This window comes from Terriglobus sp. YAF25 (genome assembly GCF_052113305.1).
Taxonomy (GTDB): Bacteria; Acidobacteriota; Terriglobia; order Terriglobales; family Acidobacteriaceae; genus Terriglobus.
Genome location: NZ_JBFRCY010000176.1, coordinates 1 through 13,184 on the forward strand (window position 1 = coordinate 1; position 13,184 = coordinate 13,184).

The window sequence follows — 13,184 nt, forward strand, 5'->3', positions numbered from 1 at the left end:
TGAAATCACCTCATCTCCCTTTTAGGGAGAAATCCGAACTGTCAGACGGAGGCGTTTGAGAGATGGTTGTCTTGGTGATCGGAAGGAACCAAAAACCAAGGCCCATGTGACGCCTCGGCTACCGGAGCCACAATCCGGGTCGGTGATTCACAGAGCGTCTCAAAGTGTAGCCGTGCCTTGAGCCCAGGCGTTGCATCTTCGATGAACTGCTTATACGGAGCGAGCGTCCCTACGGTGCCCAACAGGATCAGGTTCGCGCTGTCGGCCGACTCCGGCGAGAGCTCGGTGCTGCTCGAGGCTCCCAAAGGTCGACCAGCAGATGCTTCATCGTCGGCGACTTCTCAGAATAGACTCGCAAGTCTTCATTGCTACGAACCATCTCGTCCACGCTCTCACCGAGGCCCCGGATGACAGTGGCAGCCCTCCTGTAGGCGCGCACCTTGTATGGGTTCGCCTTCTCGATCGTCATAAGCTGGGCGAGAGCAGAAAGGCGATCTGCAATTTCGGCGTTACTGAGCGATATGGAGGCTGGGGTCGGGGATTCCTCATCAACGAACGGATACCCGACGTTCGTCGTCTCATGAAGAAGCTTGCCAGACTTAGCATGCATGGTGGGATCTCCTCGGGAGGCATCGGTTTGCCGATCTAATCGATAGGAGCAATTGCACTGCTTACCTTTTCCAAGGTCCTCTGGTATCCCATCTACGCAGAGCGCACACAGATCTGGCATCTTACTGCGCTCGAAGATCAGCAGTTCGGAGGGCTGCTGATGTGGGTTCCCTCTGGGCTGGTCTTCATCGCGATTGGGATTCTGCTCTTCGCCAAGTGGCTGACCATCTCGGATGCTCGACTCGCGCACACCTCTGTCGCATCAACCTCCGTCAGAAAGGAGGCCGCATGAAAGCTCCCAGTGCGCTGCAGTGAACGGCAGTTCCAAAAGCTATATCGCCGGAATTCTTCCAAATAATCCGCAAAACCTTTCTTACTGGCTGCAACATCCACAATCAGTACATCCAGGTTCGGCTATGCCTGAGATGCATGTCACGCGGCAGGACGCCGACAGAATCGCTGCTTATCTGGAGCGTCTCCACTAACAGATTTATCTCATTTCACACAACGCTAGGAGAGAAATCATGAGCGTCACCCTTCTGGAAGCAAAAACCATCGTCGCAGCGGCAGAACAAAAGGCTCAGGAAATCGGCATGCCAATGAACATAGCGATTGTCGACGCCGGCGGAAACCTGTTGTTTGAACGCATGGAGAACGCCTGGCTCGGCTCCGTCGACATTGCGATCAATAAAGCATGGACAGCTCGCGCTTTTGATATCGAAACTAAAGCCCTGAGTGAGCTTTCACAGTCCGGAGATCAGTTCTTCGGTATTCACGCTTCAAATCATGGACGCGTTATGATCTTCGCGGGTGGCGTCCCCCTGAAACGAGATGGCCGGATCGTCGGAGCGATTGGCGTCAGTGGTGGTATGGGAAAACAGGACCAGGCTGTCGCTCAAGCCGGAGCAGATGCTTTCAGTTGATGCAAAGCAGGATGCTCTCCGATGGTAGTCGACCAAACTACCAAGGAAGCAGGCATGCGGATCACCGCTGACTAGCTACGGAAAACCAAGTGCCAACCAGTCCGTAGAGGCGCGGTCCAGTCAGGATTTCAGCAGATGAGTCGACAAGAGCAGGAGTGAACGTGCCGTGACTTCGTATTCCGTACCGGGTTCATAAGTGCTTTGCCCGGCAAACGTTGTGAGGCTTGTGTCTACTAACAGGCTCCAGCTGGGATTTTTTTTCTCAGCCCGATGACATACTTTGCAAACTCCAGCAATTGCTGGTTCCTCTCCCGCAGCTCCCAGTCGATCCAGGAGATCTCGTTGTCCTGACAATAGGCATTGTTATTGCCCTGCTGTGTACGGCCGAACTCGTCCCCGGCAAGGAGCATCGGCGTTCCCTGTGCGAACAGAAGCGTGGCGAGAAAATCTTTCATCTGACGCAATCTCAGATCTTTGATCTTTTGATCATCGGTCGCCCCTTCTGCACCGCAGTTCCAGGAACGGTTATCGCTGCTGCCGTCCTGGTTATTTTCTCCATTGGCTTCGTTGTGTTTGTCATTGAACGTCACCAGGTCGTTCAGCGTGAACCCATCATGCGCGGTTATGAAGTTGACTGTCGCCCATGGTCGCCTCCCGCTGTGGTTGAACAGATCGCCCGAAGCGGTAAGACGGGGAGCAATCTCCGCCGCTTTTGCCTCTCCGCGCCAGAAGTCCCGGACTGTATCGCGAAAGAGATCATTCCATTCCGCCCACCCGGGAGGAAATCCCCCAACCTGATAACCGCCCGGGCCGCAATCCCATGGCTCAGCGATCAGCTTGACGGTGGCAAGCACTGGATCCTGCGAGCAGACCTTGAGAAAGCCGCCCTCTGAGTCGAATCCTTGTGCTTCCCTTCCAAGCACTGTACCCAGATCAAACCGGAAACCGTCGACGTTTGTCTGTTCTACCCAATAACGGAGCGAATCCATGACCATCTGCAGGACGCGCGGATGGCTCACGTTCACCGTATTTCCCGTCCCCGTCTCGTTGAGGTAGTACCGGGGCTGATCTGGCAAAAGGCGATAATAACTGGCATTGTCGATGCCCTTAAAAGAAAGGGTAGGCCCCTTCTCATTGCCTTCCGCGGTGTGGTTATAGACCACATCCAGAATGACCTCGAGGCCGTTCTCATGGAAGCGAGCCACCATCTCTTTAAATTCTTTGAGTGTGTCCGGCCGATTAGAGGCATAGCGCGGATCTGGCGCGAAAAACCCAATGGTGTTGTACCCCCAATAGTTACGCAACCCTCTCTCCAGCAGGTAGCCATCGTCGACAAAGGTATGGATGGGAAGAAATTCGACCGAGGTAATTCCCAGCGACCGCAGATACCCAATCACCTGGGGATCGGCGGCCCCGGCATATGTCCCCTGTATCGCCTCCGGCATACCTGGATATTTGCTGGTGAGCCCGCGCACGTGGGCTTCATAAAGGATGGTCTCGCTCCATCCAATGCGTTTACGACGGCGCTCTCCCGTGAAGTCGAAGTTGGGGTCTACGACGATGCACTTCGGAACATACGGCGCCGAATCTCTCTCGTCAAAGCTCAGATCGTCGCCTGATTCCACGTTATAGCCGAAGATGGCAGGATTCCACACCACCTCCCCGATATGCGCATACGCATATGGATCGAGAAGCAGCTTGTGATGATTGAAACGGTATCCCGATGCAGGCTCATAGGGACCATACACCCTGTATCCATAGCGCTGTCCGGGGCCGGCGCCTCGGAGGTATCCATGCCATATCTCATTCGTGTATTCCGGCAGTTCGATGCGCTCAAGCTCAGTCTCGCCATCTTCTGAAAAGAGGCAGAGCTCAACTTTGTTTGCATTGGCAGAAAACAAGGCGAAGTTAACTCCATCGCCATCCCATAACGCCCCCAGCCGGGTAGCAGTACCTTCTTCTAGCCTGTATGACATGTAATAACGTTCCTAGAGACCTTTGGATGCAGAAAACTTTCATTCCTTTAGCTCCGGCACGAATTGGCAGCATCTTATACGACCCGCCAGGCGGCAACATTCTCCGGCAGTCAAACATCGAACCGTTACCGAACCGCAGAGGAGAGCAGGCCGTGCGACGCACTTAACCGCAAACTTTGGGTATATCTCTTCTGGACGGTCTCGAACCACTCACCGAGGCAGTACGACAGAAGCAACTCATTCTCTTCGTCGGCGGTGGAGCGTCACAGAACCTTGGCCTACCGGGCTTCACAGCACTGGCAGAGCATCTGACGCGGGAACTTGGGACAGAACAGCCATCGTTGCAATATCCCGACTATCCCATTATCGCGGAAGCATACCTTCTCAAACACGGAAAGCTTGGCCCGCTGAGAAGCTGAATGGATCGCACCTGGCACCCTAACAGCATCTCGATTACAGATTCTGAGCTGCATCGACTCATCGTAGAGCTCGGCTTTTCAACCATCTATACAACCAATTACGATCGCTGATTAGAGCGAGCCTTCGAACAATACAAAAAGCCGTTTCACAAGATCTCCAATATGGCCGACCTCACCCAGCATGTAGAGGCAGCGACGGAGATTATCAAGTTCCACGGTGACTTCGAGGACGACGAGTCGTTGGTGCTCACGGAGTCGAGTTACTTTCAACGCATGCTCTTTGAGAGCCCGCTGGACCTGCGGCTCCGATCGGATAGCCTGGCGCGGCCGATTCTCTTCATCGGCTACAGCCTTCACGACATCAATATCCGTTATCTGCTGTTTCGTCTGCAGGAGCTATGGAGAAACTCCGTTTATAGCAGTCAGAGGCCATTGTCCTACATCGTGATGAACCAGCACGATGTAGGACAAGAGAGCGTGTTATGCAGCCGCGGGGTGATACCCGTTGTCTTAGAAAACATGGATGCAGGAGCGGCGGCGACCTGCTTTCTCCGGGAATTGAAAAGCTCCGCCTCTAGGTCAAAGCCGAAGAAATCACCATCGTCCTGAGATGGCCATGTCGGCTGCCGCACCTTTCTAACTACCAGAATCCTGCTGAAGATAGCTCCCGCAATACTTCTCCTTGTTAAAGAGGACGACGCTATCGAGTAGCGCCGCCCCATGCAACATCATTACCCTTGATTACTCTCTCTTCGTCACCGATCCGCGCAGACGCTCGTCATGCTGCACGTTGCAGCCATGGATCGATAATGATCTTGGTGACATTTTCCTTTTTGTCGCGCCAGATCTTATACATCGCCGGAGCCTCCTCAAGCGAGATGCGATGGCTGATGATGTAGCTCGGGTCGATTTGCCCTTTTTCAATTCGTTCCAGAAGCGGCTTCATATAAGCGTGCATATTGGTCTGGCCCATCTTCATGGTGATACCTTTCCCGAAGGCGGCGCCGAAGGGCATCTTGTCGATAAGCCCGCCGTATACTCCTGGAATCGAGACAGTTCCACCCTTCCGCACTGCCTGAATCGCCTGCCGCAGTACAGCCGGCCGATCGGTCTCCATGAGAAGAGCGGTCTTGATAGTGTCATAGACACCTTGCAATTCCATTGAATGTGCTTCGAGTCCCACCGCGTCGATGCAGGAATCCGGTCCGATTCCGCCGGTCAGATCTTTGATCGCCGTCAACACGCTGACATCTTCCTCTGCGGAGTTGACTGTAATCGCACCGAGGCCGCGGGCCAGGGCCAGCCGCTCTTCAAAACGGTCAATTGCAATAACCCGTCCGGCCCCGAACATAAAGGCGCTCGCAATCGTAAACTGCCCCACTGGACCACAGCCCCATACTGCGACCGTGTCTCCAGGCTCAATCTGCGCGTTTTCTGCGGCCATATAGCCCGTGGGAAAAATATCGGAGAGAAAGAGAACCTTCTCGTCGCTCAGATCATTCTCGATCTTCAGAGGACCTACATCCGCAAACGGAACGCGCGCATATTGCGCCTGTCCTCCGGCATAGCCTCCCATCATGTGCGAATATCCGAAGAGGCCCGAGCCGGAATATCCGTAAGCAGCTTCCATCAAATGGGCGTTAGGGTTGGAGTTATCACATGCCGCCCAAAGCTTCTTCTTGCAGAAGAAGCAATTTCCGCAGGCGATAGTGAACGGCACCACCACACGATCTCCTCGCCGCAGGTTAGTCACTTCGCTCCCGGTCTCTTCGACGATCCCCATGAATTCGTGCCCTAGAACATCGCCGGACTCCATTGTGGGGATAAAGCCGTCATAGAGATGCAGGTCTGACCCGCAGATTGCCGTGCGCGTAATACGGATGATGGCATCACGCGGATTAATAATCGATGGATCCTCTACAGTTTGTGTTTCGACGTTATTCTTTCCCATCCAGCAAACAGCTTTCATCATTCCACCTCATGTCGAATCTGATTAGGCCACCTTCGTGCCGGGAGGAGTTGCGATACTCTCCCCGTACAGAGACCGCTTGAACCGGGCAATCAATCCACGTTTCCCATGAGGAGCCTCCTGCGACCGGGGGATCTCTCCAGTCTCTGCAAGCGCTTTGAAGTGCCTCAGATTTTCAATCACCGCCTGTTTCGGATTACGTCCGGTGAGAGTCTCCCACGCGCTGGTCAGCTTTCCCATGCGAAACTCCTGCAACACAATCACATAGGTACCTCGGCCGCCGGGAGCCTGCTCAAAGATCACCTCTCCTGCGTTATCAGAATCGCCACCGATAGAGCACCAGGCAATTCGCTTGCCCGGTTGATCGGCAAGAATCTCCGAGTCCCACGTGATAACCATGTCATCCGAACGCATGGTCCAGCGGGAGGTCTTTTCTCCTGTTATGACGACCTCTTCGATCTCTTCCTGCCAAAGAGGAGCAAGTTCCACGTTGCGCCAAAGGGCATACAGTGCCTCCGGCGGACTCTGCACCAGCGTGCTGGTGCGCACCCATAGCTTGCCGTCCTTATCTTCAGGCGGTGGTAGATATCGTCCGTTCAGGATGATTGAAGCGCCACTCTGGCGCGGCAACGCTTCAGCATTCGGCTTCTCATTGAGGTTCGCCATGTATAGCTCCTTTCCTTGAGAGTTGTTATCTCTCGCCTTGCGGCTTTGCCTGTTTTCTTGAGCATCGCCCCCTTCACGGCCCCGGGAACGAAGTTCACGCCCGCGCCTTCCAGCTTGATTGTGAGGGGGTGCGAATAGCATGGGTTCGTCCCCTCGAACAGCGCGTCGAGTCCCTCGCAAACGACCTCGTCCGGCTGACTTTGATTCTTACCTCCGTACCGACCTCGGTATCATCCATACCTGCCCGATGAAAAAAGTCGATATTCGTCGGTCCCGGCTGCAATGCGGTGACCGTAACGCTAGGCTGTGCCTGTAGAGAGGAGGAATCCCGACTGGGGGTTGCCCTTGCCTCGGCTCGGATGTTCCTCAAAGTGGCGGGAGGGGCAAACCCGTTCCGATTTGAAGTTTCTCCTGAGGCGCCGCACGAACGATTTGCACGGCTTCTGCGCCCAGTCAACAACAACAGAAGCGAGCTGCTCCTTAACCTCGTATTCCGTACCGAACGAATGTGTGCCTTCCCAGCGACTACGGTAGGAGTTGGTGTCCACTAACAGATTTCAGACCTTACTCCTGCAATCCGGCATTCTGAATCGGATTGAGTCAGAGCTTCCATTGAAGTTTCCCGGACCGTGGTGACAACGAAGGGGAACATCTCTGCATCTAGCAAGCTGCACGCAAATCTGACCCGAGGGCACCTACTCATGTATCACCACGTTAAGCAACTTATGTATACCGTGAACGTAGAGACGCCGGATATCAAGTTCGGCAATATGCTCTTGGAGCAGTTTGGCGGTGCGAACGGCGAATTGGCCGCAGCCATGCAGTACACCATCCAAGGATGGAATTGTATTGACGATATTGCGCGCCGGGATCTCCTCATGGATATCGGAACCGAGGAACTCAGTCACCTTGAGATCGTTGGGGCATTGATTCGTATGCATCTTAAGCCACTCAAAACCAACCGCGAGGCAGCCGAGGCGGATCCCCTCGTTACTATCGCTGGAGGCGGTGGGCTCAACCTCTTCAACTCGATGGGGAATCCATGGACTGCAGACTACCTAAAGATTTCGGGGGAGCTCGACGTGGATCTGCGGAACAATATCGCGGCGGAAGCTCGCGCCAAAATCGTGTATGAGCGTCTAATTGACCATACCGATGATCCCGGCACGATCGATACCCTGCAGTTTTTGATGACTCGCGAAATCACCCACATGAAAGCATTCACGGCCGCGCTCGATAGCCTGGAAAAAAGCCCGTTTTCGATCGGCCGTCTTCGTCCGACCCCGCGCTTGGTTGACCAGTACTTCAACGGGTCGACGGGGAATGGAAACGAAGGTGACACAGACATGCATGGACCATGGCAGAGCTCATTCGGACTTACTCCCGTTGATTCACAGGTTGTGGGCGGCCGGGGTCTGGACATTGAGGCCGTCAATGGGAAGCTTCCGGATGAAGACCGGGGAAGGCAAGATGCGGCCAAAGCCGCAACGACGGCTCCTGATAAATCGGAACTCATTGGCATCAAGAAGTCGTGAGAAGGAACTATCGGGGCCGGCGCAAACCGACCCTGATTGGTGCCGAGGCTCATCCCTAATTCGAAAGCCGCTACCGCCGAGCATAGAACGCAGAGGATCCTGCCCCAGCCCATAGTCGTGGCGATGCGATCGCTGCCTCAGTACTTGACAGAGATTTCTAGCGCTACCGTTGGACACTGGAATGGCGGTTGTGCTGATCCAGCATCTGGATCCGAGCCACCATGGCCCCTCAATTTCTGTGCGGGATAGAAAAGTGGGTGTATAGTCTTGTCGACATCTTGATACGCAATTGTTTCATCAGTCGGGTACGGGAACATCGCTCTTCGACTCCGGTTCTCTCCGTTGATCTTTTTGACACTCGCAATCCGCGGGGTACCTCCGACGATCCCAAGACCGAGAACAGTCCCACTGCACTTCTGAATTGCATTGGTGAGACGCTGCAAAAAGATCGTGTTGCTCACTGTACACAAACGCATTAATTCAATTCCGATGCAATACAAATAGCCCGTCAGGCGAGCAGATACAGACGTTTGTGCCGATAGCACAAACTACAAACAAAAGAGGGGAAAGACGCGCGACGTCCGGCAGAACTGTATCGAGCCATCGGAGATTTCTTTTTGCGCGAAGACAGCCGATACGCTCTTCGGTGAGTACGAACTGGTGAATCTGGTCGGGGTAATACCATCCTTGCATCCTCGACTCGTTGAGTCTTCGTGAAAGCCGTGTGCGGGAAAACYGCAYGCACGGTTTGGGCAGCGAACGGTGGCCATCATCGAAACCTGATGCGCCAAGCGCGCTGGCGCAGATACGACAAACGGCAAAATCGAATAAGGATTTAAGGTTCACTGCTCTGATGCATCACATCTACCGCATTGACACTCTGCGGTTCGCCTACTCGCAGTTGAAAAAGCAGGCTGCAGCCGGTGTGGACGGTGAGACGTGCAGCACTACGGCGAGGCTCTTGAGGCGAATCTCCAGAACCTCTCCCATAGACCGAAGCGCGGAGCATACCGGGCGAAGCCGGTGGGTAGGTGTACATCCCGAAGGGCGGACGGGTGGCAGCGACCACTCGGCGTTCCGGCACTCGAAGACAAGCTTGTCCAACGAGCGACAGTTGAGGTACTGAATCAAATCTACGAGACGGACTTCCTCGGCTTCTCTCAGGGTTCCGTGCAGGAGTCTCAGTTGCAAACTTCGCTTTATTTAGAGTCGGCCGCAGTCAATCTTGGCCGCGACCGATTCTTCCGAAACGAATTTACTCATCCGCCTCATACGCCGGAGAAGTTGCCTCTTGGCTATCGAGGTTGTTTCCCGCCTTCATTGCGCTGGCGCTTTGGATTGTGTCGTCGGCGCTGTAGACGTTGGTGATTTGCGGCTGTTCGTACTTCATCTGACGTTCCTCCGTGTTTGGGATTTCTACCGGCAGGCACCCATCGATAGAACTTGGTTCGCCATAGTGGCATTGGCGAAAACCTAAATCTTAGGCAGCGACAAGGGTGTCCCGTTCTTTTGCCTCAACTCATAGCTCTTACATCAGAGCGCAAGGAAAGTGGCAGCAAGGTCGCTCTTATGAAACGCGTCCGATACACTTTTCCGCAGGATCTCTGGCTCAACCAGCTCTGCCAATGTCGGCGACATTTCGCTGAAGAGATCACAGATTCTCTCCTCTTGACGCCTGAGCGTGAGTAGGAGAGAACGGCTCCGCGCTGCCTTCCGCCTTCTCTCGATAATCTCTGTCGGTACGATCGAGCGCAGCGCACTGCGCATCATGGCAGATCTTCTCCCTGGGCGCAGTAGCCGCTCCAGGGAACACGCAGAAGAAAGTCGAGAAGATCGCGATCCACGTAGGGATAATGAAACTCATAGTGGACAGAGTGATACGGCCGGCGATGCGGCATCGTCTCAAGGAGTACCGGAACCATCCATGCTGTCGCCACACAACTTGAACGAGAAAAGAAGGACCGTCCCGGCAGAGGTCTTTGTACGTTCTGAGATGTGCCGGGAGCTTCCGTGTGCCCCAGGCCGGTGTGTTCTGACGCCCGATTCTCGAAGGCCAATACTGCTGTACAAGAAATTCAGACGTTCGCACGGTCATGCTGAGAAATGGGGTTTGATCGACTAGACACCACTCCAAGGCACTTCTCGCGAAACTTCGCGGGTCGCCAGCGATGAGCCGGTCGGCAAGAGCGGGTAGTCGGTGAGAATCTGCGGGCCATGCAGTGGAGGGAGATTCCAGCTTCCGACGATTCACATCCGGATAGACAATTCGTTGCTAACAATGATGGGCGGCGATATGTTGCTCTAGCGCCAAGCGTGCCTGCTCGGATTTCACGCGGGCCTCGTTACTAGCCCGTTCAAGTCGATCGTATTCGTCCTTGGGCGAGGTGCCCATCCTTCGGCGTAGCTCTCTCACCGCTTCGGAGAACCTCGAAGTGGATTCGTCGTAGTCTTTTGCCAACCGAGCCTTTTCTTCACAAGACACACCATTTGACCTCACGTCTAATATAACGGGCATTGCCGCCTCATGCGGTCCACGCGGCTGCGACGAGCCAGCAGGAAAGACTTGCAATTTACCCATATTCCACATAATGCATTGTTAGCGCCTGCTATCACTCCAAAATCGCATTGCACATCGATCGGACTCTGCAGAGCCACCCGCATCCGGTACAGATCGAGACAGCGTGGCGACCGCCGCAGGAGCAACATCCCGGCGCTCTCCACAAACATGCATTCCGGCTGCTCGATTCGCCCAACAATCCAGATGCCGCACCTCCCCTGCCCTCACACCCAATCCGCTCTGATCGTCTTCGGCCACAATGCCGGACAACCCCTCGATGGAAGGATGGAAGACCGTGGTGGCATGATGAAGAAGACATGACAAATGCGCGAACCAAGTTGGAACCAAGATGGCCTGCGATGCTTGCTCTGCTTGGTGTGGGCGGTCTTCGCCTGGCTCTTCCAGAATCAGCGGCGCACTGCGATGCCCGTAGCGGCGGATCGGTATTCCAAAGGTGGGACGGCTCACGAACCAAGAAGCATTCCCCCTACGCGCCAATTTAGCGAAAGCGCGACACCCTATCTGTATTGAAGGATGCGGTACCGTTCCCAGAACTTTCGATTGTGATGATGATGGTAACGTCCGCATAGCCAAGGAGAACGACGTTCTGGATGATGGTGAACGTTGAAGGTGCTGGTGGTGGCGACGGAGAATCCGCCGCGGCATGATGAGGCAAGATGTGCGGGGTGGGTATAGCGATGGGGCGCAAAAGGCCTGTAGCAAATTTGTATCGCCGAAGTGCTTTTTGCGCGATTTTTGCGGTTTTAGAAGCTTTTATAATCAGCAACTTACAGGAGAGCCATGGAATCGCGGGTTCGATCCGTGCACCTCAGTTGAGTCCCAGGGAGAGAGTCTCGTGCAGCACATCAACCAGATGCCCGAGCGACGTTGCATACTCATCGCGTGTCCACTTGGCTGCGGCTTCGTTTGTTCCGTAGGCCAGCACAATCAACGAAGCACCGGTCTGCCTCAAGTACTCCGCAAACAGCGCCTGATTCCACTTCAGCATCAGCGGAGCCTCCGCTCCATTACGACGACCAACTAGGGATGGGAAGATCGGGTTCAGTCTCCCATTTTTGCTTCACTGCCTTCCTCTCATCGTCGTCGGCAGTCTCGTGCTTACCGCTAGGATGCGGGTTCTAAGCCTCCAATCCCTGTAGATGGGAGATGGCAGTCAGAGAATCTGTGCGCGAGTTCACTTGGCAGGAGGTGGGCCGTTTTGTCGAGCGCCCTGTCTACTGGTAAATGGTCGCCTTGCGACTCAGCCGGTGCGTCTGATCACGCAAAGCGATATGCCTATCGAGTTGCTATGTCTTTCACAGCGAAGTCATTTGATCGCGTCATGCAACTCGGCTATGGAATTACTTCGGAGCGAGAGGCACTCAAGGTGATACGGGATCAACCGCTTCCAATTCCTGATTCTCCCGATGAATATGTCTCCAACGAAAACTCTGATCGCCGACTACGTTTCCGCGATAACAACATCAGACATGTATTGATCGCAATCCTCGATGGCCATGTTGAGAACCTAGCATCCCCATGAATCGGTCTACCGAAGAGGAGGGTGTGCAGGTTGTACAGCTCTCGGGCCATTTAAATCACTGCCGCAACAAGCGTAATCTCGGTTTCGACCGGCACAGGCCCAAATAGAAGCGTACGCTTAATCCAGTACGTATTTCTCGCCTCCAGCAGCCCCATTGCTTCCCGCTCCAGACGAGCATCTCTCAAGTAAGCAACCTGTGTTTGGAGTCGATGTGAGCTTCAAGAATAAATCCGACGTAGATAAGCATTTCGCCGCCTCTCGGAAGCGTTACTCGTTCCTAACGGCGACACCCGCGAGCGAACCGGATGCCCCCGGGCACTCCGGGGTCGACGAAGACACCGTGCCTGACATAGGCAAACCGGAGGGATCGTTGTTGACCTTGGTTAGGCCGCAAAAACCTCCCATCGTGTTTCCGCGGCCGCAAAAGCAGAGCGCGTGAACGTGCGCTCGATAGACCTTCGTTCAGGTACCCCCTTTCATAGGGGGTTCAGCTTTTCTGGACAACGAATCTGCGACGGATGGCACGCTGTCTCCGTCCAGAGTGCGCATGACATACCCGTAAGGGTCCGTGCTCTAGACTGGCACTTCATGTGGCTTATGCCGATTTCTTCCGGTGGTAGGTGTTGGTCGTCGCTGGGGCTGGTGGATGAAGCCGCGTTCAGGTACTTTTCGGATGCGGCGACGCTCGTAAATCTGCTGAGGAGTGTCACATCTCCATTGAACCTCCCGCCGCGCGCAGCAAGTCCTTGAGAGAGGTTGTTGAGGAGGTTTTGCAGGGAAAAAGCCTGTGGCAGATTTGTACCGCCGAACCGCTTTTTGGGCAATTTGAGCGATTTTAGCGGCTTTTACAATCAATAACTTACAGAAAAATTGTAGATTTCGCGGGTTCGACTCCCGCCGCCTCCACCATCAAATGTTGGCAAAGCTCTGCCCTTGCGTGTGAGTGAGTCGATGACATCTCACGTGGATCAGCAACCATTGTTACCT

General features: G+C 54.5%; 12 protein-coding genes and 1 pseudogene. 5 read left to right on the forward strand and 8 right to left on the reverse strand.

Annotated features, from left to right (window positions below; translation table 11 throughout):
- Window positions 1–247: 247 nt before the first annotated feature.
- On the reverse strand, window positions 248–610 hold the full coding sequence (locus AB4043_RS09415) for a hypothetical protein (protein WP_442302550.1): 363 nt from the start codon (window positions 608–610) through the stop codon (window positions 248–250).
- 57 nt (window positions 611–667) lie between these two features.
- Here AB4043_RS09415 and AB4043_RS09420 point away from each other — a divergent pair, with 57 nt between their 5' ends.
- Both AB4043_RS09420 and AB4043_RS09425 read left to right on the forward strand, forming a co-directional pair.
- Entirely contained in the window at window positions 668–901 is a 234-nt protein-coding gene (locus AB4043_RS09420) for a cytochrome c oxidase assembly protein (RefSeq protein WP_442302652.1), read from the forward strand.
- Between the two features lie 232 nt (window positions 902–1,133).
- Window positions 1,134–1,532 carry a GlcG/HbpS family heme-binding protein gene (locus AB4043_RS09425; RefSeq protein ID WP_442302551.1) on the forward strand — a complete coding sequence of 133 codons (399 nt, stop codon included), beginning with the start codon at window positions 1,134–1,136 and terminating at the stop codon, window positions 1,530–1,532.
- 233 nt (window positions 1,533–1,765) lie between these two features.
- On the opposite strand, the gene glgX is transcribed toward AB4043_RS09425, so the two are convergent.
- Window positions 1,766–3,508, reverse strand: coding sequence for a glycogen debranching protein GlgX (gene glgX / locus AB4043_RS09430; RefSeq protein ID WP_442306936.1), 1,743 nt, complete (start codon window positions 3,506–3,508; stop codon window positions 1,766–1,768).
- 176 nt (window positions 3,509–3,684) lie between these two features.
- Here glgX and AB4043_RS09435 point away from each other — a divergent pair, with 176 nt between their 5' ends.
- Both AB4043_RS09435 and AB4043_RS09440 read left to right on the forward strand, forming a co-directional pair.
- Window positions 3,685–3,927, forward strand: a complete 243-nt coding sequence (locus tag AB4043_RS09435; RefSeq protein ID WP_442302553.1) for a hypothetical protein — start codon at window positions 3,685–3,687, stop codon at window positions 3,925–3,927.
- Between the two features lie 123 nt (window positions 3,928–4,050).
- A pseudogene (locus AB4043_RS09440) lies at window positions 4,051–4,536 on the forward strand (SIR2 family protein); the annotation flags it as partial.
- Window positions 4,537–4,705: 169 nt separating this feature from the next.
- Here the strand turns inward: AB4043_RS09440 and AB4043_RS09445 are convergent.
- Window positions 4,706–5,899, reverse strand: a complete 1,194-nt coding sequence (locus AB4043_RS09445; protein ID WP_442302554.1) for a zinc-dependent alcohol dehydrogenase — start codon at window positions 5,897–5,899, stop codon at window positions 4,706–4,708.
- A 21-nt stretch (window positions 5,900–5,920) separates the two neighbouring features.
- Window positions 5,921–6,562: an SRPBCC family protein gene (locus AB4043_RS09450; RefSeq protein ID WP_442302555.1), complete on the reverse strand. Its 642-nt coding sequence runs from the start codon at window positions 6,560–6,562 to the stop codon at window positions 5,921–5,923.
- 701 nt (window positions 6,563–7,263) lie between these two features.
- Between AB4043_RS09450 and AB4043_RS09455 the strand changes: the two genes are divergently transcribed.
- Window positions 7,264–8,097, forward strand: a complete 834-nt coding sequence (locus AB4043_RS09455; protein WP_442302556.1) for a manganese catalase family protein — start codon at window positions 7,264–7,266, stop codon at window positions 8,095–8,097.
- 1,255 nt (window positions 8,098–9,352) lie between these two features.
- On the opposite strand, the gene AB4043_RS09460 is transcribed toward AB4043_RS09455, so the two are convergent.
- The 4 genes from AB4043_RS09460 to AB4043_RS09475 form a co-directional block, all read right to left on the reverse strand.
- Window positions 9,353–9,487 carry a hypothetical protein gene (locus AB4043_RS09460; protein ID WP_442302557.1) on the reverse strand — a complete coding sequence of 45 codons (135 nt, stop codon included), beginning with the start codon at window positions 9,485–9,487 and terminating at the stop codon, window positions 9,353–9,355.
- A 143-nt stretch (window positions 9,488–9,630) separates the two neighbouring features.
- Window positions 9,631–9,867 (reverse strand): asparagine synthase-related protein, encoded by a 237-nt coding sequence (locus AB4043_RS09465; protein ID WP_442302558.1) that lies wholly within the window; start codon window positions 9,865–9,867, stop codon window positions 9,631–9,633.
- Window positions 9,864–10,019, reverse strand: coding sequence for a hypothetical protein (locus AB4043_RS09470; protein WP_442302559.1), 156 nt, complete (start codon window positions 10,017–10,019; stop codon window positions 9,864–9,866). The genes AB4043_RS09465 and AB4043_RS09470 overlap by 4 nt, the downstream gene beginning before the upstream one ends.
- 1,464 nt (window positions 10,020–11,483) lie before the next feature.
- The gene (locus AB4043_RS09475; RefSeq protein ID WP_442302560.1) at window positions 11,484–11,663 is read right to left on the reverse strand and encodes a hypothetical protein; all 180 of its coding nucleotides are present in this window, start codon (window positions 11,661–11,663) and stop codon (window positions 11,484–11,486) included.
- Between the last annotated feature and the right edge of the window lie 1,521 nt (window positions 11,664–13,184).

Excerpts from the sequence above, each read along its gene's own strand:
- AB4043_RS09415 (WP_442302550.1), bottom strand. The coding sequence starts at position 610 with ATGCATGCTAAGTCTGGCAAGCTTCTTCATGAGACGACGAACGTCGGG.
- AB4043_RS09425 (WP_442302551.1), top strand. The coding sequence starts at position 1,134 with ATGAGCGTCACCCTTCTGGAAGCAAAAACCATCGTCGCAGCGGCAGAA.
- glgX (WP_442306936.1), bottom strand. The coding sequence starts at position 3,508 with ATGTCATACAGGCTAGAAGAAGGTACTGCTACCCGGCTGGGGGCGTTA.
- AB4043_RS09445 (WP_442302554.1), bottom strand. The coding sequence starts at position 5,899 with ATGATGAAAGCTGTTTGCTGGATGGGAAAGAATAACGTCGAAACACAA.
- AB4043_RS09450 (WP_442302555.1), bottom strand. The coding sequence starts at position 6,562 with ATGGCGAACCTCAATGAGAAGCCGAATGCTGAAGCGTTGCCGCGCCAG.
- AB4043_RS09455 (WP_442302556.1), top strand. The coding sequence starts at position 7,264 with ATGTATCACCACGTTAAGCAACTTATGTATACCGTGAACGTAGAGACG.
- AB4043_RS09460 (WP_442302557.1), bottom strand. The coding sequence starts at position 9,487 with ATGAAGTACGAACAGCCGCAAATCACCAACGTCTACAGCGCCGACGAC.
- AB4043_RS09465 (WP_442302558.1), bottom strand. The coding sequence starts at position 9,867 with ATGATGCGCAGTGCGCTGCGCTCGATCGTACCGACAGAGATTATCGAG.
- AB4043_RS09470 (WP_442302559.1), bottom strand. The coding sequence starts at position 10,019 with ATGGTTCCGGTACTCCTTGAGACGATGCCGCATCGCCGGCCGTATCAC.
- AB4043_RS09475 (WP_442302560.1), bottom strand. The coding sequence starts at position 11,663 with ATGCTGAAGTGGAATCAGGCGCTGTTTGCGGAGTACTTGAGGCAGACC.